Raw genomic sequence first — 25,995 nt, 5'->3', positions numbered from 1 at the left:
TCAAGTGAAAAATAGAAAGATTCTCGTTGCGGCGTTGGCCTGTGCTGCAGCTATAATCATCGTTGCCGTCGTTATCCTGCTTGTGATCGACCGCGGGGTGAAGGCAGTCGACGCAGCCGCTTACCTGGAGACTACAGCCGAGTTGGAGGCCGGAAGCGAGTTGAAGGCGCTGCCGGATTCGTCGCAAGGCGTGCCGGGGATGAAGCTTGTGGCGGATAATGCGGAGCTGTCGCTCTACTTCAATCCCGATACGACGGAGGTCGCAGTCAAGGATAAGCGCCACAACCGGGTATGGTACAGCAATCCCGAGAAACGGAATGAGGATACGATCGCTTCGCCATACGAGAAGGAAGTGATGTCCTCGCAAGTGTCGGTACTGTTCCGCGATTCCGTAGGAACGCTGAATACGTTCACCAACTTCGGGAAGAGCATCAGCTCGAAGCAGTTCACGGCGGAGAGTATCGCGAACGGCGTGCGCATTACGTATACGCTGGGCGATATGTCGCTCGGTATCGACGCGCTGCCGAAGTATATCAGCAAGTCGAGGATGGAAGAGAAGCTGGTGTCGAAGCTCGACGCTTCGCAAGCGAGGTATGTCTCGACCCGGTATTATCCGAAGGAAGGAAACCCGGATATATTGGAGCGGCTGGATGAGCAGGTTTCGAAGCAGCTTGTCTTGAACAAGATGATCGCCGCCTTCCAAGCGGCCGGTTATACCGAGGAGGATCTTGCTTTCGACAACGAGGAGAACGGCGTATCCGGAGGCGGCGGAAGCGACAAGCCGAGCTTTACGATCCCGCTTGAATATCGACTGGACGGAGGAGAGCTGATCGTATCCGTCCCCGTCAGCCAAATCAAGGAAAGCGGCGCCTTGAAGATCGGCAGCATCGAGCTGCTTAACTTCTTCGGCGCGGCCGATTCGAGTACGGAAGGCTATATCTTCGTCCCCGATGGTTCGGGAAGCCTGATTAACCTGAACAACGGCAAGGTGAAGGAAGAGCAATACGTACAGAAGGTATACGGCTTCGACCCGAACGACAACACCCGGCGTCGCGGTCAAGTGACCGAGAGCGCGAGAATGCCGGTATTCGGCATGAAGGCGGATGACGCGGCATGGTTCGCGGTTATCGAGGAGGGCGACGCCATAGCAAGCATTGCGGCCGACGTGAGCGGACGCAAAAACGGCTACAACTACGCCTATACGTCGTTCGCCCTTCGCGGCGAAGATGAGCTCGAGCTGTATACGGGAGCTACGATTCAAGAAATTCAGTTGCTTAATGAACAAATCTATACCGGCGATATTCAGATTCGCTACAGCTTTCTGCCAAGCGAGCAGTCAAGCTATTCCGGCATGGCGGAGCATTACAGAGAGAAGCTCGTTAAGGAACAAGCGCTTCAGCCGCTTAGCGGGGAGAAGGCATTGCCGTTCTACCTTACGATTACGGGTTCCGTTGACAAAAGAAAGTCGATGCTCGGCGTGCCTTACGACGCTGTCGTATCGATGACGAGCTTCAAGGAAGCGTCGCAAATCGCCGCGCAGCTGAAGCGGGATGGAGTAGACCGGCTTATGATGCGCTACTCCGGCTGGTTCGGCAAAGGCGTCAACCATAAGACGCCGGTTAAGCTGAAGACGGATGCCGTGCTGGGCGGCAAGCAAGACCTTGCCGCATTGGCGAAGCAGCTCGAGGAAGCGGGCGGCATGCTATTCCCTGACGTCGCGTTCCAGCAAATGTACCATGACGACGGCGGATTCGCTCCATCGTCCGATGCAGCCAGATTCGTTACCCGCGAAGAGGCGGAGCTGTATCCGTACAACCGGGCTTTGAACCGGATGGATAGGTTCCTTGGCACTTATTATCTGCTATCGCCGGCGAAGCTGCCGTACTACGTTGACAAGTTCATGAATCAATACGACAAGCTTGGCATAAACGGTCTGTCGCTGCGCGATCTTGGCGGCATGCTGGTCTCCGATTATCGCGTAAGCCGGGTGGTGCATCGCGAGACGGCGAAGGAAATCGTCAAGGAGCAGCTCGGCAAGCTCGATGAGCGCACGCACGAGACGATGATTGCCGGCGGGAACTCTTACGCATTCCCGTACGCGGATCATTTGATCGATGTGCCGACCGATTCCAGCGGCTTCCTTATTACGGACGAAGAAGTCCCGTTCTACGAGATGGTCGTGCACGGCTTCGCAGACTATACGGGCAAAGCGATGAATCTTAGCGACGAGCAGGATACGAAGCTGCAATTGCTGAAGGCGATCGAGCTCGGCGCTGCGCCGTACTTCTCCTGGACGTACGAACCGCCGTCAAAGCTGAAGTTCACGCATTTCGACACAAGCTTCTCGACTTCCTACAAGGATTGGTACGACCAGGCGGTTGCGATGTATAAGGAAGCGAACACGGCTTTGGCACCGCTTCGAAGCGAGACAATGACGGAGCATATCCGCCATCAAGAAGGCGTCGTCGAAGTGAAGTACAGCAACGGCAGCTCGATCATTGTCAACTATACGGATCAAGCGGTGACCGTTGGCGGCGTTACGGTCGACCCTCAACATTATTCGATAGGCGGTGAACAGCCATGAATGGAACGAAGCTTACTTTAGCCCGCAAACGCTCATTGCTCGGAATCGCCTTCATATTGCCTTGGCTGATCGGCTTCGTACTGCTGTTCGCGGCGCCGCTCTTCCAATCGGTGCAATTCAGCTTCAGCAAGCTGACTGTCGGCCTTAACGGTTTCGAGCTGGAAGGCGTCGGCTGGGACAACTTCAACAACGCGCTGTTCGTGGATGCGACGTTCAACCGGATATTGACCCAGTCGGTATCGGAGATGCTGCTTAACGTGCCGATGATCCTATTCTTCAGCTTGTTCTCGGCAACGCTGCTCAACCAGAAGTTCCGCGGAAGAACGCTCGCGAGAGCGATCTTCTTCCTGCCGGTCATTCTGGCATCCAACGCCATTGCGTCGGCGGAATCGGCGGGTCTGATCAACCTCGTCGGCGATGCGAGCGTCGTGAACGAAATGGGCGGGTCGACGTCGGAGTACAATATTATGTCGATGGTCATGATCTTGAGCGATATCGGTCTTCCAATCTCGTTCGTCGATTATATCGTCGGAGCGATTATGCGAATTTACGAGATTATTACGAGCTCCGGGGTTCAAATCCTCATTTTCCTGGCGGCGCTGCAATCTGTGCCCGGCTCGATGTACGAAGTGGCCAAGATGGAAGGCGCAACGTCTTACGAGTCGTTCTGGAAAATTACGTTCCCGATGGTTAGCCCGCTTATTCTGACGAACATCATTTATACGATTATCGATTCGTTCGCGGGAAGCCCGGTTACCGAAGAAATCTTCACGACCGCATTCGAAACGCAAAATTTCGGGCTTAGCTCGGCTATGTCATGGATTTATACCCTTATCGTCGGTATCATTCTCGTCGCGATCGGATGGATACTCGCGAAGAGAATCCATTATAACTAAGTTCAAGCGATAGCGAAGGAGGAAATAAGATGGAAGCTGGGACTCCTCAGGCGGTCAGCAACGAGGCGAACAAATACAGGCTGCAAAAGGCGAGAAACAAAACGGTCGATATTCTGTACTCCATCTTCCGCTACATGCTCGTCATCGGCATCTCGTTTATTATTATTTATCCGCTCCTTATGAAGTTCTCGACGGCATTCAAGGACAAGATCGATATTTACAATCCGACGATTTATATGGTTCCCGTCCACTTCACGCTTGACAACTTGAAGCTGGCGATGGAAATTTTGGACTACTTCCCGCTGCTTGGCAATACGATGCTGTTCGTCGTCGCCACGACGCTGCTGACAGGCGCATCGTGCGCGCTGGCCGGATACGGATTTGCCCGTTTCAACTTCCCGGGCAGCAACGTTCTGTTCGCGCTCGTCATATTGACGATACTCGTGCCTACGAGCACGCTGCTCGTCCCGATGTACTTGCACTTCAGAAGCTTCGATGTGCTCGGGCTGGTGTCCTTGTTCACCGGCAAGGAAGGCGTTAACCTGCTGAATACGTATTGGCCGTCGATTATTACGTCGGCCACGGCGATGGGGCTGAAGGCGGGATTGTTCATCTACATTTTCCGCCAGTTTTTCAAAGGAATGCCTAAGGAAATCGAAGAAGCGGCGCTAATCGACGGCGCGGGCGGCATTAAGACGTTTCTGCGCATTATGCTGCCTAACGCGATTCCGCCGATGATTACAGTTATCCTGTTCTGCTTCGTATGGCAATACAACGATACGATCTATACGTCGCTGTTCATGAGCGAGACATCGCTCATGCCGATCAAGATCGCATCTCTGCCCGCGCAGGCGAACGCGCTCATTCCGGTGTTGACCGGCGTCGGTACGGGGACGAACGTGAAGGCCGACCCGAACCACGTGGCGCTTATTATCGATACGGGCATTTTGCTCGCTATTATTCCGCTCATTATTTTGTACTTGATCGTACAGCGTTACTTCGTTGAGAGCGTTGAGCGTTCCGGTATTATCGGTTAAGGAAGAAAGCCGATATAGGTTGAAGTAAATAAAGAAAAGCGATGAATGGGAGAAGCCGCTAATGATAAATACGAACGATCAAGCTTTTTTTCGAGTAGAGCCTAACCTCATTAATCCGAATGCGGAGGACAACGCCAAGCGGCTGATGACCTACTTATGCGACAGCTATGGGAAGCGGATATTGACCGGTCAACAGATCGGGGTCGTTACTTCCCCGGAGGTAGACATCATTTACGAAACGACAGGCAGGTATCCGGCAGTGTACGGCTTCGACTTCATGAACTACACGCCCTCGCGAACGGAGCGCGGCTCTGTGTGCAGCGATACCGACATTGCGATCGATTGGTGGAATAACGGGGGCATTGTCACTTTTTGCTGGCATTGGAACGCGCCTAAAGACTTGATCGATGAACTGCCGGACCGCAATTGGGACAGAGGCTTCTATACGAACGCAACGACGTTCGATGTGAAGAAGGCAATGGACGACGAATCTTCGGAAGACTACTTGCTGCTCATTAGGGATATCGACGCGATCTCGGTCCAACTGCTGCGCTTGCAGGAAGCAGGCGTACCGGTATTATGGCGTCCGCTGCACGAGGCGTCAGGCGGTTGGTTCTGGTGGGGGGCGAAGGGGGCCGAGCCTTGCGTCAAGCTATGGAAGCTGATGTATGACAGAATGACGAACATGCATAAGCTGAACCATCTGATATGGGTATGGAACGGGCAGCATTCCGACTGGTATCCGGGCGATGAATACGTCGATATTATCGGAGAAGATATTTATCCGCCGGCCCAGCATTATGAATCGCAGGCCGAGCGATTCCGAGCGGCCCGGTCGTATACGAAGATGAACAAGATCATCGCTTTATCGGAGAATGGCCCGATTCCGGACCCGGATCTGATGCTGCGCGATCAAGCGCTTTGGGCTTGGAATTGTACGTGGTACGGCAACTTCGTCTATACGGTGAAGGACGGACGAAAGCAATATTCAGGCGAATATACGGAGCTGGAGCAGCTGCTAAAGTTCTACAACCATCCGTTCTCGGTGACGAGAGATGAGGTACCCGATCTGAGGAGCTATCCGCTGCGCTAGCTTCCGATGCGGAAGATGTTTATAGCAGGAAGAAAGAGAAATATAGCAGTGATAGGAATACACAGAAGATAGACTACAGGAGGAAGAGTGATGAGAGAAACTTTACCGTTATTGAGCGACTGGAAATTTAAAGCATGCGAGGAGAAGGAGTGGCTTCCGGCCGTCGTGCCGGGCTGCGTCCATACGGATTTGCTGAAGAACGGCGTGATCAAGGATCCGTTCTACGCGACGAATGAACATGATTTGCAGTGGATCGACAAAATAGATTGGGAGTACGAATCTACTTTCGACGTGCCGCGCAGCTTGTTTGCGGCATCATCGATTGAGCTCGCGTTCGACGGGCTTGATACTTATGCGGACGTTTCTGTAAACGGCGTTCATGTGCTGTCGGCAGACAATATGTTCCGCGCTTGGCGAGCGGATGTGAAGAATCTTGTAAGAGAACAAGGAAATACGCTGCATATCAAGTTCCGCTCGCCGGTAAAAGCGGATTTGCCTAAGATCGACGTGCTTGGCTACAATCTCCCGGCATCGAACGACCAGTCGGAGCTTGGCGGACTGGGAGACAATAAAATTAGTATTTTTGCACGCAAAGCGCCTTACCATTACGGTTGGGATTGGGGTCCGCGCTTCGTGACGAGCGGCATTTGGCGGGAGGTTCGGCTGGAAGGCTGGTCCGAGTGCGTCATTACGGATCTGTTCGTCGAGCAGAATGAGGTAGCGGCTGCCGAAGCGCGGCTGACGCTGCATGTCGAGATCGAGTCCGAGCGGGATTGGAACGGTACGCTGAGCCTGCATGCGGACGGCCTGACGTGGGAGAGCCAAGTAGCCGTCAAGTCCGGTAAAAACAACGTAAGCGTGCCGGTCGTCATTCCGAATCCGAAGCTATGGTGGAGCAGAGGGCTTGGCGAAGCTCATCTGTACAGCTTCTCGGCGAAGCTGTTCGCAGGCGGGCAGGTTGTCGCGGACAAGACGGCCCGTACGGGCCTGCGTTCGATTAAGCTCGTCAGGGAAAAAGATGCCGTTGGCGCAAGCTTCTACTTCGAGCTGAACGGCGTGCCCGTATTCGCGAAGGGTGCCAACCATATTCCGAATGACAGCTTCATTACGGATGTCACGGCCGACCGGTATAGACATGAGATTGCTTCGGCGGCTGAATCGAACATGAATATGCTGCGCGTGTGGGGCGGCGGCATCTACGAGCAGTCGATCTTCTACGAGCTATGCGATGAATACGGGATCCTTGTCTGGCAGGACTTCATGTTCGCCTGCAGCATGTATCCGGGCGACGAACAATTCCTTGCTAACGTGAAGGCGGAAGCGGAGCAGAACGTGAAGCGGCTGCGCAATCATCCTTCCATCGTATTGTGGTGCGGCAACAATGAGATTGATTCCGCATGGGCGCAGTACGACGAGACAGGCGGCTGGGGTTGGAAAAAGAGCTATACAGCCGAGCAGCGCGAGCGAATCTGGGCGGATTACGAAGCGATCTTCCATCGCATCTTGCCCGAGGCCGTGGAAAGCTTTGCCCCGGGCATCGATTATTGGCCTTCATCGCCGATTGTGTCGGTATCCGGCGACATTAACCAGCATGCGCATCCGCTGACGACGGAGGGCGACGTCCATTATTGGGGAGTATGGCATGCGGTAGAGCCGTTCGAGAACTATAACTTGAAGATCGGCCGCTTCATGAGCGAATACGGCTTCCAGTCGTTCCCTGAGTACGATACGGTGATGACGTTCGCTACCGAGCAGGACTTGGCGCTGGATTCGAAGGTCATGCGCGCCCATCAGAAGAACGGCGACGGCAACCGTCTCATTAAGCAATATATGGACATTTATATGAACGAACCGAAGGACTTCCCTTCCTTCCTGTACATGAGCCAAGTGCTCCAAGCGGAAGCGATGAAGATGGCTATCGAGGCGCATCGCCGCAAAATGCCTTATTGCATGGGCACGCTCTACTGGCAGATGAACGACTGCTGGCCGGTCGCTTCTTGGGCGGGCATCGATTACTATGGCAAATGGAAGGCGATGCAGCATTACGCGAAGCATAGCTTCGAAGATACGATTCTATCGTTCGACCGCTCGGACGACGGACAGGTCAATATTCATCTTGTAACGGATAAGCTTCAAACGATAAGCGGGTCTCTGAAAGTTGCGTTGTACGATTTCAGCGGTGTATGTCTAAGGGAGGACGCCGCTTCGGCAGCTTTGCAGGGCAACAGCGCTTCGGTCGTCTACTCCTTGAACGAAAACGAATGGCTTGGCGGAAGCGAGGCCGGCTCGGTAGTGCTGCATGCGGAGTTTGCTTCAGACGCCGGCGGGGAGCCTGCAATCAGCAAGCAGTACTACTTCGCGAGCACGAAGGAGCTGCGTCTGGAGCCAGCGTCGATTACGGTGAGGGAAGTGGCAGGCAGCGCGGGAACGGCATATGAGCTTGCGGCGGATAAGCTGGCGAAGCAAGTATGGCTGAAGGCCGAGCAAGCCGGTCGCTTCTCCGACAACTTCTTCGATCTTATCCCAGGCGTTCCGAAGGTCGTTCAATTCGTGAATCGCGAGGTTGGCGAAGCCTTAAGCAAGCCGTCCGCGTCAGGTGCGATTGCTGTTAGCTCGATGATTGATTATTTGGCCGAAAGCCAGGTCGAAGTTGTATAGACAGATAGGAACAAAAGGCTGGAGACGGGCAAGAAGGTTCTCCAGCTTTTTTATTCCATAAGACTGCGATTGTATTTATGTTTCAGGGGGCCGATATGTTTAAAACAAAACGTTTGATCGTCATTGGAGCTTCAATCCTACTTATTATACTGGTAGTCATCGCGGCATGGCAGATTGCGGATAGTGGCAATCCCGTTCAGTCGTCACTCATTGATCTGCCCGACCCGGACGGCGATGAAGGGCCTGAGCTTACTTCCGTTCAAACAAGGGCAGGGGACGATGAATCAGAGACGGATCAGGCAACGGCGGAATCTATCTCGCTTCCGGCCTATGACAAGCTTGAACTGGCATTGGATCTGAAAGCCGATTATGCGAATCCGTATGATCCGGAGCAGATTGACGTGCGGGCGGTATTCCTTGCTCCCAGCGGCAAGGAGTGGCGCATTAACGGCTTCTATAACGGAGCGGCGTGGAGGCTGCGGTTCACGCCGAACGAGAGCGGAGAATGGCGCTATAAGGTAGCCGTGACGGATAAGACCGGAACAACCGTTAGCGAAGAAGCGCTATTCATTGCGGAGAAGAGCGGGAACAAGGGCTGGATTCGCGTGTCCGATCACAACAAACGTTTCTTCGAATACGACGACGGCTCGTCCTTCTACGGGGTTGGCGTTGCGTATCCGTGGGGAATTACGGAAGATAACTTGACGAAGATCGCAGATAATGGCGGCAATCTCGTTACGTATTGGAACGGCAACTACGACAATGCGGGAATGGGAGGCGGCAAGGAGCAGCTTGAGTCCATCCTATCGGGAATAGGGAGCTACGATATGCTGAAGGGCTTCCGCATGGATGAGCTGGTCGACTGGTTCGAAGCCCGCAATCTGCTTATGAATTTCGTCATTTGGCCCCATGATTCCTTAGCGGACAAAATCGAGAACTGGCCGGCGACATGGACGCGCGGTGCGTATTCCACGCTTGGGGCGGCGGAGGATTTCTACAGCAACGCGGAGATGTGGAAGTATCAGGAGAAACTGTACCGCTACATCATTGCACGTTGGGGCTACAGCCCGTCTATCGGTATTTGGAACTTGATTACCGAGATCAACGGTACGGACGGCTGGGCGTTTGGCCGCGAAGATGAGGCGAACGCTTGGGTAGCGAAGGTGCACCATTATTTCAAGGAGAACGATCCTTACGGGCATCCAACGATGGGCTCGATGGCCGGCGGTGGAGAGGACTTCTGGGATCATGGCTACAAGACGCTCGATATAGCGGATCGCGAGAACTATTACGATTTGAATTTCGGAGCTTACGCTGAAGATATTCAGAACAGATGGAAGCAATACGAGAAGCCTGTTATGACCGGTGAGACCGGCAACGTAACGGATGCCGTGATCCATCATAACTCGATGTGGTCTTCGCTTGCGAACGGCGCGGCATCCGGGCCGATCTGGTGGGCGCTTGAGAGCTATAACGATGAGATGTATAAGCAAATGAACGTGTTCGCTTCATTCGTTCGGAAAATCGATTTCGCCGAGCTGCGGCAGCCTGTCGCGATGCAGACGCCGAAGGTCGACAAGCAATTGGAGCAAGAAGTGCTGTTGGAAGATGGGGCAGATGCTGCGGATTGGGTGATGCCCGACTGGCCTGAGGCGAATAAGGACAGTACGGGAGCTTTGTTCAAGCCGGAGGGTCTGGACGGTTCTATCCAGACGTCGATGCTGTTCGCTACGGGTAGCTTCTCGCAAGGCTTCCTTCAACAAGTCGGCGGGAGGTCCGATTGGCAAGGCTACGACGAGCTGTTAGTGGACATATATACCGAATATGATGGTGCAGAGCCGCTCAAGGCAAGGCCGGTGCTTATGCCGGTCGGCAATTGGACGGAAGGCGACAGCGCTAGTGACAACATACTGCGGAGCGGCGAATGGACGACGCTGCGCGTGCCGCTGAAGGATGTTCCGGCAGGTTATTGGCGGGAAGGAAAGCAGATTACGGCCGGGCAGCTGGACAAGATTGCCGGCTGGGGCGTTAAAGTGTACGCGAATAGTACCGACAAGGCTGCGGAAGCGGCCGTTATAAAGGTTCGCAATCCGCGTCTTAGTGCCGCAGAGCCGCCAACCGTCGAGATGAACGACAGCGAAGGCTGGGCCATGGTCGGAGAGAAAACGTCGTACGGATGGCTCGTAAGCGAGAATGGCGCAATAGGAGGGAAAACGGCGGATATTGCGGGGTTCGGGGAAACCGAGGCTGGCGTAACTTGGTTCGATACGTGGACCGGCGAGGAGGCTGGAGCGGCCATTGTGAAGCCGGTTAATGGCGTTCTTAAGCTGACTGCTCCGGCAGGCGAACGAGCGGATATGGCATTTATAATTACGCGTTAGTATATAAGCTGCAATTATTCAAGGAAGGGGACAGGTGGGATGAGAAAGCTCAGCTTGTCTGCAATTGTGATTGTATGCGTTGCCATCGTGCTGGCAGGGGGATGCTCGCCGATACAGCCGCTCTATGCGGAACAGAAAAGGGAGGGAGCCGAGATGAATATGCAAGCTTATGCAGATGCGATGCAGCCAGGTTGGAATTTGGGCAATACGTTCGACGCTACCGGCTCGGAGACGTCATGGGGCAACCCGTCAACGACCAGGGAGTTGATCGGGAAGCTAGCCGGCCAAGGCTACAAGAGCATCCGAATTCCGATCACATGGAAGCACAGGATGGGAGATGCGCCCGATTATAACATAGACGGGGCGTTCATGGACCGCATTCAGGAAGTCGTCGATTGGTCGCTGGATGCGGGACTGTATGTCATGATTAATCTTCATCACGATTCGCATTGGATATTCGATATGGAGTCGAACTATGATGACGTGCTTGCCAGATACAAGGCGGCATGGGTGCAAATCGCGGACCGCTTCAAGAATTACCCGATGGAGCTGATGTTCGAAGGCATCAACGAGCCGCGATTTTCCGACGATTGGGGCAGGGATACGCAAGGGTACTTCGATATGCTTGACGTCCTGAATACGTCGTTTCATCATATTGTCCGCGGCTCCGGCGGATCCAACAAGGAGAGGCCGCTCGTGCTGTCGACATTGACGGCATCCGCTTCGCAGAAGCGATTGGATGAGCTGAACAAGACGATCGCCAAGCTGGACGATAACCGGATTATTGCAACGGTTCACTATTACGGCTTCTATCCGTTCAGCGTCAATCTGGGAGGGGTGACAACGTTTAACGAGGAAGCCCGGAATGATCTGATTCAAACGTTCGATCGCGTCCATGCGACATTCGTGGCCAAGGGCATCCCGGTCATTGTCGGGGAGTTCGGTCTGCTGGGCTTCGACAAGTCCGTCGATACGATCGAGCAGGGCGAGAAGCTCAAATATTTCGAGTACTTGGGCTATTATGCGAAGCAGAAGCAATTGACAACGATGCTCTGGGACAACGGGCAGCATTATGACAGGCGAGCCTTCGAATGGAAGGATCCCGAGCTTTATGCCGTAATGGAAGCCGCTCTTAGCGGCCGATCCTCGACTGCGTCTACCGATCAGCTATTCGTAAAGAGGGATACGGCCGTAACGGATCAAGCGGTCACGCTTCAACTGAACGGCAACACCTTCACCGAGCTTCGGCATGGAGACCGCCTGCTTGCGAAGGGAGTCGATTACGGTCTGAACGGCGAATCTCTTACGATTAAAGCGGGTCTTTTCGAGTCGTTGCTGACGGAGGAATATGGCGTACAGGGTACTCTTACTGCTTCCTTCTCGGCCGGCGCAGATTGGCATTTCGATATCATTCGCTATCATACGCCGATTCTAAGGAATGCGGAAGGAACGAGCGGCGGTCTGTCCATTCCGACGGCCTTCAAGGGCGATCGTCTTGCGACGATGGAGGCCGCTTACGCGAGCGGCGGCAACACTGCCCCGAATGAGTGGACGTCTTATAAGGAAATGGCGCATTCTTATAAGCCGGCATATGACTTGAATGAGATTACGCTAACGAAGGAGTTTCTGGAGCAGTTGAAGGATGGCGAAGTAAAGCTGCGGATGCATTTCTGGAGCGGCGAGGTCATCGATTATGCCATTACGAAGACGGGTACAGGTATCGTCGGCGTATCGTCGAATGATCCGGAAGCGACGTCTGAGCAGGCTCAGTCGGAGGCCGGCGAAGGTGATTCGTCGGCATCGGACGGTGCATCCGCAGCAATGGCGGGTGAGCAATCTCCGCCGCCTGCAGCTGCGGAGGGCAGCGGCGAAGATACATCCGGAAATGGCATGATGGCGGCAGGCGCGATTGGTCTTACCGTCTTGATGGCTGGAGTGACAGCGGGGATTCTAATACGGAATCGCAACCGGAGAAGGATTAAATAAGAGAAATGGGCGGAGGAGAAATCTAGGATGACGTTACAGTTATGGAAGCATAGAGGCAGCTTGATTCTTACTCGGGCTCAAATACGTGAGGGCCGACTGACGGTCGGTTGTATCGGCGGTTCGATTACCGATGCAAGGCCAAGGCACAACTAGCCGGAGCCGGTGATCGGCTGGCTGGCGGAGCAATTCCCGGACGCCCGCATCTCGGTCGAGAATGCGGCAATCGGTGCGACGGGCAGCGATCTGGCGGCATTTCGCGCGAAGAGGGACCTGATCGATCGCGGCTGCGACCTCGTATTCGTCGAATATGCCGTTAACGATGAAGGCACGCCGCCCGAGCAACGCGGCCGATCGCGCGAAGGACTAATTCGCGCGAAGCTGCGAGATGCCGCCGCCTCTGGATCCGAAATGCTGGGATGATGTGTTCGAGCTCCCGCTGGAGAGCATTAGCACGACAGGAGCTTGGACGATTCGCAGATGGCCGTATTACGAATGGATTGATTGATCGCGTATTGGAAACGGCAGCCATCGGTGCCCGTCTTTCCTTCGAATTTGAAGGGAGAGAGCTGGCGATCGGCTTCGATTTCGGCAAAGCGTCGGCGGAATTCCGCTACCGGATCGGCGGCGGAGAATGGCGGACCGAGAAGCGGGAGCGGCCTGATTGGGTAAGCGCCGACGGCTGGTACCGGCTAAGCTATTACGGTGACGATTGGAAGCCGGGGAAGCACCGTTTCGAGGCGGAGGTTATTCATGGCAATCGGCCGGACTGCTCGGGATCGAATTTCCGTCTTGCCAAGGTTGGCATTATTCGATAGACGTTGCCATACAAGAAGCGCTGGAACTCTAGGAGCTCCAGCGCTTCTTTATTAGATCAAACAAGTCAGCCCCCATTAAGGTGAATATTTTCCAATCCGGCATTTGTCGTCTTCATGATGTTGACCATATCCGCATACGGCTGATCCTGCTGATTGACCAGGCCGACGTTGTAGCTCTCGCCATCCGGACGCCCGGTAACCGGCTGATCGTAATAGGCATACCAACCTGATCCGACAAACAACGGATGTGCGGCCTGGCTTTCCGCAAAGGCTTGGTAAGCCATTCCTCTTTCCCTTATGCTCGTTGTCTTCGTAGCCGCACTGATATAAGAAAGTCCGCGTTCGGACGAGCCGAATGAATATTCCAGATTCAATAGGGGCTTTCCGTAATTTTCATATCTGGAAATCCAACTTCCATCTCTTGTATAACTGTCTACAGAAAAGGCATCTACAAACGCCATAGCCGCTTGATCCCAATCCAAGCTGGTTCGCCACGTAGGAACGATAGACGTGCCTAGGAACAGATGATTCGGATCGTATTTTTGAATAATGTCCCTGATCATGGAGTAGTAGGTTCTGGATGCCAGCCTGATATATTCCGATACATCGGCCGCGGGAACTTTGGCGATATCGATCGGGGTATCTTTCAAAGCGTCAAACGATACAACATTCGTGCCAAGAAGCCGATTAACTTCGGCAATGTTGCCATTATATCTTGGCGCAAGAAAATCCACGAATGCGCTTTTCGCCGGTGAGGACGAAGTATAGGTCAGCACCTGTTTTACGATTTCGGTATTCCAACCCGCTTCATTATCGTAGGTATAGCCGATCAGCCATTTACTGTATCTCGCATTATGAAGCTGCGTCTTCAGTGCGTTCTCGATGATGGGTCCGCTCTGCGGATCAAAAACGTCGTACGTCCATTGTATCCTTCTCAAATTCGAGGGGTCTTGCAGCGATTGAATGTACGGAAACGTTATGTTTCTCGGTTTGGTCCACTTGCTGAAGGTGTTAAAGCCCCACTGGATCAAACGCTTCTTCGTGATATCCTCCCATTTCGACTCATATCCGCTTCCGTATTTTTTCATGACATTGGCGACGACGAAGCTGACGTATTCACCGTTGGCGTCGCTGGTGTAAGCGGGAGAGTAAGCAGTCCGATCGGGCAGCCCCTCAAAAATTTGCTTGGGGGTGCCGTCTGGTTTCAGGATCGGCGTTTTATATCCGTACTCCCACAAACTTGTTGCATCCACTCCTTTAACAATGAAGGGATATCCGTCCGGCGTAATAAACCACCACTTGCCGTTGATTTGTTGAAGCCTGAAGTACCCGGTGCTTGCTTGCTTTCCTAAGCTTCTGATGCCTCCATATTGATCGTATCTTGTAGGATCCAGCGAAACGTTCGCCAAGGCGACGGCCTCATTCGCATATTCCTGCCGCATCTGAGCGTCGGATGTTACCTTTCCCAACCAGGTTTCATTCATCCATTGCCCGAACCTGTCCGCGAGCAGGGCCTCCTTCTTCAATTCAGCTTTCAATCCTTCCGCGGTAAGAGCGGCTTTCGCATTTGGCCCTTCAATGCCCGTACCTCTATAAATCTCGACTTCCGTCAGCGGAATATGTTGATAGGCTTGGGTACGCTTAATGTTCAACACGATAAACCTGACCATCTTGTTTGACATCGGTACGCTTACCGAATAGTTCAATTCGGTTCCCGTTCTTACGTGTCTGGTTGCAATGTAATACCCCGTTGCCGACTCGGGACGGTACTTTACGGTAATGTCCTTAAATCCCCAATATTTGTTGGGTGAATTCAGCACTACGCGGATCTGGTCCAAGGGGTAGTCCTTCAACAGATCAATAACCACATTCACAGTTGCGTGAGAGGTCGCGCTGCCCATCCATCCTGCGTAAGCCGGGGCTCCATCGAACAATACGCCGTCAGCTGAGGATATGATCCCGGCATTTTTCCAGTCGGGAGAGTTCCCTCCGTTCGGAGCAGGGCTATGAAGATAGTTCCCTGTCTTTAGCATAATGCTTTCACCTCCAACTTTACCGATCGGAACAAACACGGTTGTTACGACAAATGCGAACAAGAACGCCAATACACCGCTGCGATAAAACATGGATCTTTTCTTCATATTATATAGAGCCTCCGGATAAGTGTGATACTCCCTTTATCGTCATGCCGAATGGTTTAAATTAGTGTTAAGTCTTACCAATGCGTATGCTCAATCGCAGGGGCATCACGGAAGCGATAACGACCATCTTTACCTCAGTTAAAAATCGGATCCCCCGGCTTGATACTGACGCTTATTTTGCGTTTAATCCTCCTCAAGTTCACGCGCATCCTTAAACATTAAAATTACCGCCGTTATGAATAAGATTGCTGTTATTACGCAGCATTCCCCGTAAGTCATGCCAAGACCGAACCACAGCTCGAGGACTGCATAGAGTCCCGCCGCAGAGCCCGCGAATATGCCGATGCACGCGAATAGTAACGCGATGATTACGAATATGCGGCCGCCGGCATTTGGTTTGTACAATGGTTTTCCCGGGTTTAGAAATAACGATATCCGCTCCATAATCGCCAGAAGCGCACGCGACTTGTATCGTTTGTTTCTTTTATTTGGTGACAAATTTATCTCCCCTAATATCTTGTTATACTCTTTGTCGGAACTTGGAAAGGTTAAGTTAAGGCTTGATGAGATTTCTTTATTGAAATTTTCATCCCGGCTCATTTAGCCGGGCAGGCGAAGCTATCATGTATGACATCGCCGTCATGGGTATAGGAGCCTTATCAGTATGATCCAAACGACATACTTATAGAATTTATACCATGCAACAAAAAAATATGATTGCGCTTACAATTTAGTTGGAATCATAAAAGGAAGGGGGGAGGAGGTGAGAACATTCCTGAATCGTCATACCGGACGTCTGGCTTCTGAATGGAGAAGAGAAGCGCTTTGCCTGGAACCGGATCTCTGCATAGCTGCTTAATCGCAAAGACAACGGCTGGTGGCTCTAAGTGCCGGCACCATTTGAGCCCGTAAGATCAATTCGTTGATCTTACGGGCTTTTCGCTGCTGCTTTTCAGAGATAGAGCACTTCTAACGGAGTAGACTAATCGATAACGGAATCATCCAAACAATCGCTTTTATTGCTAAAGAAAATTCCGATTTCATCGTTTATGATAAAGATATTATTGCACAACCACAAACTTCGAAAATATCGGAATCAGTTAAATGGAGGTGAAGAATTTGTCCGATCCATATTTCTGCGCGCCGGCTTGCTTTATTCGCTTCGACGGCAGCGACGAAACGCTCGATTGGAGCGGCTGCCCTATCGTCCGGCTGTCGGACACGGCGTCCGGCTTACCGCCCCGAGAGGAGACGCAAGTTCAGTGCTGCTGGAGCCCGGAACGCTTCTATGTCCGCTTCGTGTGTCGTGATACTTACGCGGTGTCCAAGTTCGAGAACCGGGATGACCCGTTATATGAGCAAGATGTCGTCGAGCTGTTCATCGATGAGGAAGGCGACGGTCGGAAGTACTTGGAGCTGGAAGTCAGTCCCCGCAACGTGGTGTTCGACGCATGGATCGAGCATGACGGCCGGGAGCGTGTCACGGGGTTAGACAAGGAATGGAATCTGGAAGGCTTGCGAACGGGCGTCCGTCTGATTGAACCGGATTGCCGCGAGTACTTGATCTCCATTCCTGCGGCTCATTTCGAGGCGCCGCTCGCGCCGGGCGTTCAGTGGCGGGCGAATTTTTACCGGATTGACGAAGATGAGTCCGGCATGCGGGAGTATCAGGCTTGGCGACCGACGGGGAAGATCAACTTCCATATGCCGTCCCGGTTCGGAACGGTCGTGCTGACGTAAGTGGACTTATAAATTTTAATCGTATGAGGAGGAAGCGGTATGAAGAAAGGAATCAACATTTGGTCGTTCCGGGAAGGAACGCCGATCGCGGATTGTATCAAGCTGGCGAAGAAGGCCGGCTTCGACGGCATCGAATTGGGCTTGAACGAGGAGGGGGAGCTTGGAATCGGCTCGACGGAACGGGAGCTTCGCGGCATCGCCGCACGCCTGGAGGAAGCGGAGCTGGGCATTGCGGGGCTCGCGACCGGCTTGTACTGGTCCTACCCGATGACGAGCGATAACGCGTCTACCCGGGAGAAGGCGATTGACATTTGCAAGAAGCAGCTGGAATTCGCATCGATACTTGGCGTCGACACGATTTTGGTCATTCCGGGCGCTGTCGGCGTAGACTTCATTCCCGGTTCGGAAGCGGTCGATTATGAACGCGCTTATGAAAGGGCGCTTGAAGCGGTCAGCAAGCTGGCTCCGTTCGCGCAGCAGGCGGGCGTCTCCATCGGCATCGAGAATGTGTGGAATAAGTTTCTGCTGTCGCCGCTTGAGATGCGTTCTTTCATCGATGCGATCGGTTCAGATTACGTCGGCTCTTATTTCGACGTCGGCAATACGGTAGCGAACGGCTACCCGGAGCACTGGATTCGCATTCTCGGCCGTCGGATCAAGAAAGTCCACTTCAAGGACTATCGGCGTCAAGCGGGCGGATTGCACGGCTTTGTAGATTTGCTGGCAGGCGATGTCGATTATCCCGCGGTGATGGAGGCTCTGGCAACGGTTGGTTACGACAATTATGTCACCGCGGAGATGATTCCGCCTTACGTTCATTATTCGGAACAGATCATCTTCAATACATCCGCCGCGATGGATGCGATTCTAGGGAGGAAATGATGATGCTTAAGATTGGACTCATCGGCTTCGGGTTCATGGGAAGAATGCACTTTGACAACTATGTGCGGTTGATGCAGGAAGGGGCGGACATCAAGCTCGTTGCCATCTGCGATATGCAGATCGAACAATTGAAGCATTCGAAGGGCGGCGGCAACATCGCCACCGGTCAGGAAGTGTACGATCTGTCGCCGTACCGGCTGTATGACGACATCGAGAAGATGCTGGCGAGCGAAGAAATCGACGTCGTGGACGTTACGCTGCCGACGGATCTTCATGCCGAGCTGGCCTGCGGGCTGCTCAACCGTGGATACCATGTTCTCTGCGAGAAGCCGATGGCGAGGAATGCCGAGGAGGGGCGCAGGATGGCGGAGACGTCGGCAAGCACAGGCAAGACACTCATGATCGGACAGTGCCTCCGATTCTGGCCGGCATACGAATATTTGAAGGAATGCATCGAGGACGGCCGTTACGGAGCCGTGACGGCAGGCTACTTCTTCCGCGGATCGGATGCGCCGCAAGGCTGGTTCCTGAATGGCGACCGGAGCGGGGGCTGCATGCTGGACATGCACATCCACGACACGGACATGGTTCACTGGCTGTTCGGCAAGCCGGAGCGGGTGTCTTCGATCGCGCGCAACGTTATTCCGGGCAGCGCTTACGACACTGTCTCGACGAATTACGCGTACCCGGACGGAAAAGTGGTGAATGCCCAAGCCGACTGGTCGCTGCAGGGCGATGTCGGCTTCTCGATGACGTTCCGGGTCAACTTCGAAAGAGCCACCCTCGTGTTCGCGAACGACAAGCTGAGCGTGCATCCGGCGGGCGAGCCGGGATTTGTCGCCGGTCTGGCGACGGATATGGGCTATTATCGTGAAATCAAGTATTTCCTCTCAGCGGTTGCCGGCGGCAATCCGGTGTCGGTATGCACGCCGGAGAGCGCGGTCGGCACGCTGGAGATCGTCGAAGCCGAGATTCGATCGGCCGACCAGGGCGGCATTCCCGTCACGCTCTCCTAAACCGACGGGCGAACAGGATGATACGGCGCGTTCGGCCTTTCGAGCCGGAGGCGCCGTTGAGAGAGATTCGAACGCGGGTTAAAAGCTGGTGCCGATTGCAGTAGGCGCCGGCTTTTTTTGAGCTTCGTGTGTGCTAACGTTGTAAGCTAGGGCGGAGTTTCAATGGGGAGAACAGCGTATGAAGTTTAAAATGACCATTCATTCTGGTCGTTGTTAATTGCACGTATGATTCCCATTATGCCTGCGCCGCTTACCAATTTGTATGCCGGCGTGTTCGACTTGTCATTTAAAATAATTATTTTGTCGACCCTTATCGGTAAAATTCCGATTATGTTTGTATTTGCTTATGACGGAGCCAATATTCGCTCCGGTTCCGGAGATTGGATAGTCGTCCTTGTTGTTTATTCTCTATTCCTGCTCATCATTTATGGATTTATATTATTTGCTTAATAGTAGAAGACGATAATTATTGATCAATTTTGATGACTATTTATAGGGTATGGCCGTATGGTATAATAGATGGAGATGGAAGGAGGCGGATATGAAATGAGTGAACAAACAGATCTTGTAGAGTCAACCTCTCATGAGGCTTCATCATGTTGCGGGCCGGAAGAATCGGGGCGAAAAAGCCATCATTCGGAAAAAGAAAAAAATAATTTGGTTTCGCGTCTCAATCGGATAGAAGGTCAAATTCGCGGCGTTAAAGGAATGATCGAAAGAGATACGTATTGCGACGATGTGCTGAATCAAATTGCTTCCGTTCAATCTGCATTAAACAGTGTGGGAAAACTTTTACTTGAACATCATTTAAAAAGCTGTGTTATCGAACGTCTGCAGGATGGGGATACGGAAGTGCTGACGGAATTGATGACTACAATGAATAAACTAATTAAATAACGTTATGTTAAGGGCAACGAAGATGGAGCGGCAGAAATGCTGCTTCTTTTTATTGAGAAAAAAATACACTACGGGGGTACCGTAAAAAAATGTTGACTAAATATAGGGTGGAGGGGTATACTAAGTTTATGAAGGAGATGGCAATGATTGTTAGATACTCACCTGAGCAACTAAAGGCTAGACAATGAGGAAATGAATGCTTGAAGCGATGAAGACAAATAATCAAATCTAAAGGAGAAGAAAAACAATGACAAATCTAACATTGCAAGTAGAGGGTATGAGCTGCGGGCACTGCGTGAATTCGATTGAAGGCGCACTGAAAGGAATCGGTGTAAATGGAAAAGTCGATCTTGAGAATCATACTGTGGACGTATCGTTTGACGAAAATCAAGTTACGCTTGCAGCAGTAAAAGAAGCGATCGAAGAGCAAGGCTACGACGTCGTATAAACAACGAATTAAAGGGGAGAATGGCTGTGGAAACGACCGCAACGAACGAAAGCAAGCAGGTGACCTTTCAAATAACGGGCATGACTTGCGCGGCATGCGCAAATCGGATTGAAAAGGGATTAAATAAACTGGAGGGCGTTTCCTCAGCCAATGTAAACTTTGCGCTGGAGAAAGCCAGCGTTACCTTTGATTCCAACGTCGTCGGCATTGGCCAACTGGAGAAAAGCATTACTAAATTAGGATACGGTACGGCAAAAGAGGCCGTTGATTTCCAGATTGAAGGCATGACATGCGCGGCCTGCGCGAACCGGATTGAAAAAGGGCTTAACAAGCTGCCGGGCGTAACGAATGCAGCGGTCAATTTTGCTATGGAAACAGCGCGGGTAGAATATTCACCGGGTGAAATCTCAATAACCGATATGCAGAATAAGGTACGGCAGCTAGGCTATACGGCAAATACGAAACAAGAGAATGAAAATAAGGGCGACCATCGCGAGAAAGAAATCCGGCATCAAAAACGAATTTTGCTTCTATCCGCGATTCTCTCGCTTCCGCTTCTATGGAGCATGGTCGGGCATTTTTCATTCACTGCATGGATCTATACGCCGGACCTATTCATGAATCCATGGTTTCAGCTTATCTTGGCCACTCCCGTTCAATTTTATGTCGGAAGACAATTTTATGTAGGTGCTTATAAGGCACTTCGCAACGGCAGCGCAAATATGGATGTGCTTGTATCGCTTGGAACATCGGCAGCTTATTTCTATAGCTTGTATCTCACGATTGCATGGTTCTTAAACGGCGCCTCCGCTCACCATGGGCCATCGTTGTACTATGAGACGAGTGCTGTACTTATAACGCTCGTTATTATGGGCAAATTGTTCGAATCGCTCGCCAAAGGGCGTACGTCGGAAGCGATTAAATCATTGATGGGATTGCAAGCGAAAACAGCATTGGTTGTACGCGAAGGCCAAGAGATTGCCATTCCGGTGGACGAAGTTCTCGCAGGGGATATCGTGCTAGTGAAGCCGGGCGAGAAAATTCCGGTAGACGGGGAGGTTGTGGAAGGAACTTCATCGGTAGATGAATCCATGCTGACCGGCGAGAGTATTCCGGTCGAGAAAAAATCCGGCGACGCCGTCATCGGCGCGACGATCAATAAAAACGGAATGCTCCGAATTCAAGCGACCAAAGTGGGCAAAGAAACGGCGCTCGCGCAGATCATTAAGGTCGTGGAGGAAGCGCAGGGATCCAAAGCGCCGATTCAACGGGTGGCGGACGTCATTTCGGGCATATTTGTCCCGATTGTCGTCGGCATTGCAATCGCCGCTTTCTTGGTCTGGTACTTCATTGTCACTCCCGGCGAATTTGCGGAAGCCTTGGAGAAAGCCATTGCCATTCTGGTCATTGCCTGCCCGTGTGCGCTTGGTCTGGCAACTCCGACCTCCATTATGGCGGGATCCGGGCGTGCGGCCGAGCTGGGCGTTTTGTTCAAAGGTGGGGAGCATCTGGAGCAGACGCATAAAATTAACGCCATCATTTTAGACAAAACAGGCACAGTCACCAAAGGGAAACCGGAATTGACAGATGTGTTGACGGATAACGACGAGCAGGAGTTTCTTAGGCTTGTGGGTTCGGCGGAGAAAAACTCGGAGCACCCGCTTGCGGAAGCGATTGTTACGGGCATCCTGGAGAGAGGCGTCACGCTACCGGGTACGGAAGCGTTCGAAGCCATCCCTGGATTCGGTATTAAAGCGGTCGTGGAAGGCAAGGAATTATTGATCGGCACGCGCCGGTTAATGGAGAAATTCGATGTAGACGCGAAGGCTGCTTATGAGACGATGTCCCGCCTTGAAGAAACCGGCAAAACAGCCATGCTTGTCGCGGTAGATAACCATTATGCGGGGATCGTTGCGGTTGCGGATACGGTGAAAGAAACGTCAAAGGCTGCCATCAGCCGGCTGAAGGAAATGGGTATACAGGTCATCATGATTACGGGTGACAACGAACGTACGGCTAAAGCGATCGCGGACCAGGTCGGCATCGATCATGTGCTCGCGGAAGTGCTGCCGGAAGGCAAAGCGGAGGAAGTGAAGAAACTGCAAGCCAGCGGCAAAAAAGTGGCGATGGTCGGCGACGGCATTAACGATGCCCCTGCGCTGGCTACGGCAGATGTCGGGATGGCGATCGGAACGGGCACCGATGTGGCGATGGAAGCGGCCGATGTGACGCTCATGCGCGGCGATCTCTCGAGCATTCCGGATGCCATCTACATGAGCCGTAAGACGATGAGCAACATTAAACAAAATTTGTTCTGGGCGCTGGGCTATAATACGCTTGGCATTCCTATTGCCGCGATTGGTCTATTGGCGCCATGGGTCGCGGGAGCCGCGATGGCGTTAAGCTCGGTTTCCGTCGTCCTTAACGCTCTCCGCTTGCAGCGTGTCCGTATCCGTCATTAAAACTTTTATGGAAAAGGAATGGAAAATTCAAATGATGAATAAAAAATGGATCCTTCTTATCTCGATCATTCTTACTATCGGTTTGCTGTCCGCCTGCGGCAAAGGCAATGATCAGACAGCGGGTCATGAGGGCCATGGCGGTCAAAATGCGAATGACGCCAAAAGCGGCGATAACGGCGGCCATGGCGGACATGGCGAAGACGAACAACCGGTGAGCGGCAGTCCTGAGGCCTCCTTTACCTTTGTATCCGGCGGGGCGAAGGCGAAGGAGGAAACGGAAATATCAATTCAGATTATGGGCGACGACGGTAAACCGATCAACGATTTTGAGGTCAGTCATGAGAAATTGCTTCATTTGATCATCGTGAATCACGATTTGTCGTTCTTTAACCATATCCATCCCGAATTCCAGGGGGACGGCAAGTTTACGGTGGACACGGTTTTTCCGGCGGGCGGGGAATATAAGGCGTTTGCCGACTTTATTCCGTCGGGCGGCACGAATGCAACGCTTAGCGAGTGGATAGAAGTTGAGGGCGAGGAAGGGGAGCACGCCGACATTACGCCAGACTCGAATCTGGTGAAAGAAGTCGATGGCAAGGAATTCGAGCTTGCCTTGAGCGGCACGAAGCCGAAGGAAGAGACGACGCTTACCTTTACGATCCGCGACGCGGGGACGAAAGAAGGCATCGAAGACCTGGAGCCTTATCTCGGAGCCGTAGGCCATGTTGTCATCCTGTCGGCCGATGCGGAGAACTATCTCCATGTTCACCCGCTTGATGAGAAAGCGACCGGGCCGGTTGCGGAGTTTGCAACCACGTTCCCACAAAGCGGCACCTATAAAATATGGGGACAATTTCAGCATAATGGGGAAGTCATAACCGTCCCGTTCGTGGTTGAAGTCAAGTAGATCCGAATAAACGATAAGGGAGATATCGGATATGGGAGAGAAAACGAAGATTGCGGTTGCCCCTGAAATTCAAGTTGGCGGTAGTTTATTTTCTCCGGAGCAGTTTGCCATAATCGGTGCTATTACCGGTACGGATGCTGAGATTGAAATGACACCATTTAAACAGCTCTATGTGGAGGTTCCGCTCGATCGGCGCGATGCCGTTGCAGAGGAACTCAAGCTTGCCGGACTTGAAGTTTACCCGCCGGGTTCTACAACCAAGAGTTTGATTGCCTGTAATTTTTGCAAAGGAGCGGAAGAGGCGGGATTGGAAGCGGCACGAATATTAAATAAAGCTATTGCAGGCATTGAAACGCCTTCTCCGCTTAAAATTGGCTATGCAGGATGTGCGCTGGGAACCAGCGAACCGCTTCTAAAGGACATTGGCGTTGTGAAAATGCGGAATACGTTTGATATTTACGTCGGAGGAGAGCCTAAAGGATTAAAAGCGTCTATAGCCAAACCGCTGCTAACGGGGTTAACGGAAGAACGGCTTGTGCCGGTTATTACAGCCATTATTGATTATTATAAAGAAAATGCAAAAGGGAAAGAAAAATTCGGTAAATTCATTGATCGAATAACGCTTGACCAGTTAAAGCAAATCGCTGGTTAAACGGAATTCATTGGAAAATATGAAAGAAATAAGCGGATTACTGCTTTAAGGGATGATTGAATAACAAGCTCACTTCGTAGTGGGCTTTTTTCTATTTATCATTAGCCTATTATGCCAAGGAACAACCGCTAGCGGCGACAAGTCGAATATGAACCGTTAATTAATTTCCCGATCGGGACAAAAACCATGAAAGCTCCGGGGTTTTATAAAAATATGGGACAATTCAGTTGAGATAAAGGATAATTTTCAGTCTCTTTACAGAAAGTATATTGTAATTTAAATTTGTCAATCGGAAAGGGTGGCTTTAAAAATCATGACCCATATTGCCAATTCACCGACACCTGCTGCATACGCCCATTGTATCGAAATTTGCACGAAATGCGCCCAAGCTTGTGAAGAATGTTTTGCAGCTTGTCTGCAAGAACCGGATGTGCAGGCACGTACAAGCATGATCAAAATGCTTAACGATTGTGCGGAAATTTGCTTCCAAGCCGTTCAATTGATGTCGAGAAACAGTCAATTCGCTAAACCGTTTTGTGAGTTGTGCGCGCAAATTTGCGATGCCTGCGCAGTGGATTGCGAGAAATTTAAAGATGCGCATTGTCAGGACTGTGCAAAAATTTGCCGTGAGTGCGCTAACGCATGCCGTCAGATGGCAGGCGCGGTTGCTGTATAATAACAAAAGTTCAACGGATGCCGGATTGCCTCGCTAACGGTTGCGGTTGTTAATGGTTCTAACGGAGTTAGACTGCCGGAAGAGGAGATCGTTTATACGATCTCCTCTGTTTATTGACACTATAATCATTGTTATAAATAGAATTCGGAAGACACGATTGAGCCTTATCAGCTTCAATAAATGCATTACCATGGCTACATTATTCGTTTATTCATGGGGTGATCTTCTCTCAGCTGCAATAAATCCCACAAGTTTCCGTACAAATCCTTAAATACCGCGACCATGCCATAGGATTGTTCCTGGGGAGGCCTGACAAATTCTATTCCCTTTAAGATCATTTCATTATAATCTCTCCAGAAATCATCCGTATTTAAAAATAGAAAAACTCTGCCGCCCGTCTGGTTGCCAACAAAAGACTCTTGCTCCGTTCTCGATGCTCTGGCAAGCAAAATGGTAGTACCGACTGAACCTGGTGGAGATACAACTACCCAGCGTTTATCTTGTTCAGGCTGATAAGTGTCCTCAACTAAGATGAAATTTAGCTTATTTGTAAAAAAATCAATTGCCTCGTCATAATCTTTCACAACTAATGCAATATGAACGATAGATTGAGCCACTTTCTCATCCCCTTGTACGCTATGATTTAAGCCCCCTTCTTTTCTATCTATTTTAAATGACATCAATAAGAATGAATAGGACATTTGTCCAATTCCTTTTCTTCTTC

Annotated in this window: 22 protein-coding genes and 1 pseudogene; 20 read left to right on the top strand and 3 right to left on the bottom strand. The window is 51.8% G+C overall.

The window, feature by feature from the left end; translation table 11 throughout:
- Positions 1-4 precede the first annotated feature (4 nt).
- The 10 genes from H581_RS0131055 to H581_RS0131015 all read left to right on the top strand — a co-directional run bounded on the left by H581_RS0131055 (position 5) and on the right by H581_RS0131015 (position 13,450).
- On the top strand, positions 5-2,584 hold the full coding sequence (locus H581_RS0131055; RefSeq protein ID WP_029192649.1) for a DUF5696 domain-containing protein: 2,580 nt from the start codon (positions 5-7) through the stop codon (positions 2,582-2,584).
- The gene (locus H581_RS0131050; RefSeq protein WP_029192648.1) at positions 2,581-3,480 is read left to right on the top strand and encodes a carbohydrate ABC transporter permease; all 900 of its coding nucleotides are present in this window, start codon (positions 2,581-2,583) and stop codon (positions 3,478-3,480) included. The genes H581_RS0131055 and H581_RS0131050 overlap by 4 nt, the downstream gene beginning before the upstream one ends.
- Positions 3,481-3,509: 29 nt before the next feature.
- The gene (locus H581_RS0131045) at positions 3,510-4,517 is read left to right on the top strand and encodes a carbohydrate ABC transporter permease (RefSeq protein WP_029192647.1); all 1,008 of its coding nucleotides are present in this window, start codon (positions 3,510-3,512) and stop codon (positions 4,515-4,517) included.
- Between the two features lie 61 nt (positions 4,518-4,578).
- Positions 4,579-5,610 carry a glycosyl hydrolase gene (locus H581_RS35995; RefSeq protein WP_036720694.1) on the top strand — a complete coding sequence of 344 codons (1,032 nt, stop codon included), beginning with the start codon at positions 4,579-4,581 and terminating at the stop codon, positions 5,608-5,610.
- Between the two features lie 90 nt (positions 5,611-5,700).
- Positions 5,701-8,268, top strand: a complete 2,568-nt coding sequence (locus tag H581_RS0131035) for a beta-mannosidase (RefSeq protein ID WP_029192646.1) — start codon at positions 5,701-5,703, stop codon at positions 8,266-8,268.
- Positions 8,269-8,363: 95 nt separating this feature from the next.
- Complete coding sequence (locus H581_RS0131030; protein ID WP_029192645.1) at positions 8,364-10,649, top strand: DUF5060 domain-containing protein; 2,286 nt, start codon at positions 8,364-8,366, stop codon at positions 10,647-10,649.
- Positions 10,650-10,688: 39 nt separating this feature from the next.
- Positions 10,689-12,635, top strand: a complete 1,947-nt coding sequence (locus tag H581_RS35990) for a cellulase family glycosylhydrolase (RefSeq protein ID WP_084134884.1) — start codon at positions 10,689-10,691, stop codon at positions 12,633-12,635.
- Positions 12,636-12,662: 27 nt separating this feature from the next.
- A complete protein-coding gene (locus H581_RS39435; protein WP_281169592.1) occupies positions 12,663-12,788 on the top strand; it encodes a hypothetical protein in 126 nt (41 codons plus the stop codon).
- Between the two features lie 9 nt (positions 12,789-12,797).
- Entirely contained in the window at positions 12,798-13,055 is a 258-nt protein-coding gene (locus H581_RS0131020; RefSeq protein WP_029192644.1) for an SGNH/GDSL hydrolase family protein, read from the top strand.
- Complete coding sequence (locus H581_RS0131015) at positions 13,052-13,450, top strand: hypothetical protein (protein ID WP_156889741.1); 399 nt, start codon at positions 13,052-13,054, stop codon at positions 13,448-13,450. Before H581_RS0131020 ends, H581_RS0131015 begins: the two co-directional genes overlap by 4 nt.
- Positions 13,451-13,515: 65 nt before the next feature.
- Here the strand turns inward: H581_RS0131015 and H581_RS0131010 are convergent, their stop codons facing one another.
- Positions 13,516-15,591, bottom strand: coding sequence for an alpha-amylase family protein (locus H581_RS0131010; RefSeq protein WP_029192642.1), 2,076 nt, complete (start codon positions 15,589-15,591; stop codon positions 13,516-13,518).
- Positions 15,592-15,774: 183 nt separating this feature from the next.
- Positions 15,775-16,089, bottom strand: a complete 315-nt coding sequence (locus tag H581_RS0131005; RefSeq protein ID WP_029192641.1) for a hypothetical protein — start codon at positions 16,087-16,089, stop codon at positions 15,775-15,777.
- Between the two features lie 621 nt (positions 16,090-16,710).
- On the opposite strand from H581_RS0131005, the gene H581_RS0131000 reads away from it, so the two are divergent.
- The 10 genes and pseudogenes from H581_RS0131000 (at position 16,711) to H581_RS37540 (ending at position 25,271) form a co-directional block, all read left to right on the top strand.
- Entirely contained in the window at positions 16,711-17,331 is a 621-nt protein-coding gene (locus H581_RS0131000; RefSeq protein ID WP_245600211.1) for a carbohydrate-binding family 9-like protein, read from the top strand.
- Positions 17,332-17,370: 39 nt separating this feature from the next.
- On the top strand, positions 17,371-18,213 hold the full coding sequence (locus H581_RS0130995) for a sugar phosphate isomerase/epimerase family protein (protein WP_029192639.1): 843 nt from the start codon (positions 17,371-17,373) through the stop codon (positions 18,211-18,213).
- A 2-nt stretch (positions 18,214-18,215) separates the two neighbouring features.
- On the top strand, positions 18,216-19,229 hold the full coding sequence (locus H581_RS0130990) for a Gfo/Idh/MocA family protein (protein ID WP_029192638.1): 1,014 nt from the start codon (positions 18,216-18,218) through the stop codon (positions 19,227-19,229).
- A gap of 207 nt (positions 19,230-19,436) precedes the next feature.
- Positions 19,437-19,679 (top strand): annotated as a pseudogene (locus H581_RS39815) (VTT domain-containing protein); the annotation flags it as partial.
- Positions 19,680-19,775: 96 nt separating this feature from the next.
- Positions 19,776-20,126, top strand: coding sequence for a metal-sensitive transcriptional regulator (locus tag H581_RS0130980; RefSeq protein ID WP_029192636.1), 351 nt, complete (start codon positions 19,776-19,778; stop codon positions 20,124-20,126).
- Positions 20,127-20,373: 247 nt separating this feature from the next.
- Positions 20,374-20,574 (top strand): copper ion binding protein, encoded by a 201-nt coding sequence (locus tag H581_RS0130975; RefSeq protein WP_029192635.1) that lies wholly within the window; start codon positions 20,374-20,376, stop codon positions 20,572-20,574.
- 26 nt (positions 20,575-20,600) lie between these two features.
- Positions 20,601-23,036, top strand: coding sequence for a heavy metal translocating P-type ATPase (locus H581_RS0130970; RefSeq protein ID WP_281169591.1), 2,436 nt, complete (start codon positions 20,601-20,603; stop codon positions 23,034-23,036).
- 31 nt (positions 23,037-23,067) lie between these two features.
- Positions 23,068-23,943 carry a hypothetical protein gene (locus H581_RS0130965; protein WP_029192633.1) on the top strand — a complete coding sequence of 292 codons (876 nt, stop codon included), beginning with the start codon at positions 23,068-23,070 and terminating at the stop codon, positions 23,941-23,943.
- A 31-nt stretch (positions 23,944-23,974) separates the two neighbouring features.
- A complete protein-coding gene (locus H581_RS0130960; RefSeq protein WP_029192632.1) occupies positions 23,975-24,595 on the top strand; it encodes an NAD(P)/FAD-dependent oxidoreductase in 621 nt (206 codons plus the stop codon).
- Between the two features lie 313 nt (positions 24,596-24,908).
- Positions 24,909-25,271, top strand: a complete 363-nt coding sequence (locus H581_RS37540; protein WP_084134883.1) for a four-helix bundle copper-binding protein — start codon at positions 24,909-24,911, stop codon at positions 25,269-25,271.
- 194 nt (positions 25,272-25,465) lie between these two features.
- Here H581_RS37540 and H581_RS0130955 read toward each other — a convergent pair whose 3' ends face one another.
- Positions 25,466-25,888, bottom strand: a complete 423-nt coding sequence (locus H581_RS0130955; RefSeq protein WP_029192631.1) for a VOC family protein — start codon at positions 25,886-25,888, stop codon at positions 25,466-25,468.
- Positions 25,889-25,995: the final 107 nt, after the last annotated feature.

This window comes from Paenibacillus harenae DSM 16969, assembly GCF_000422465.1.
GTDB classification, from domain to species: Bacteria; Bacillota; Bacilli; order Paenibacillales; family Paenibacillaceae; genus Pristimantibacillus; species Pristimantibacillus harenae.
The sequence above is the reverse complement of the archived record's forward strand: the minus strand, read 5'-3'. Positions and strand labels throughout refer to the sequence as shown.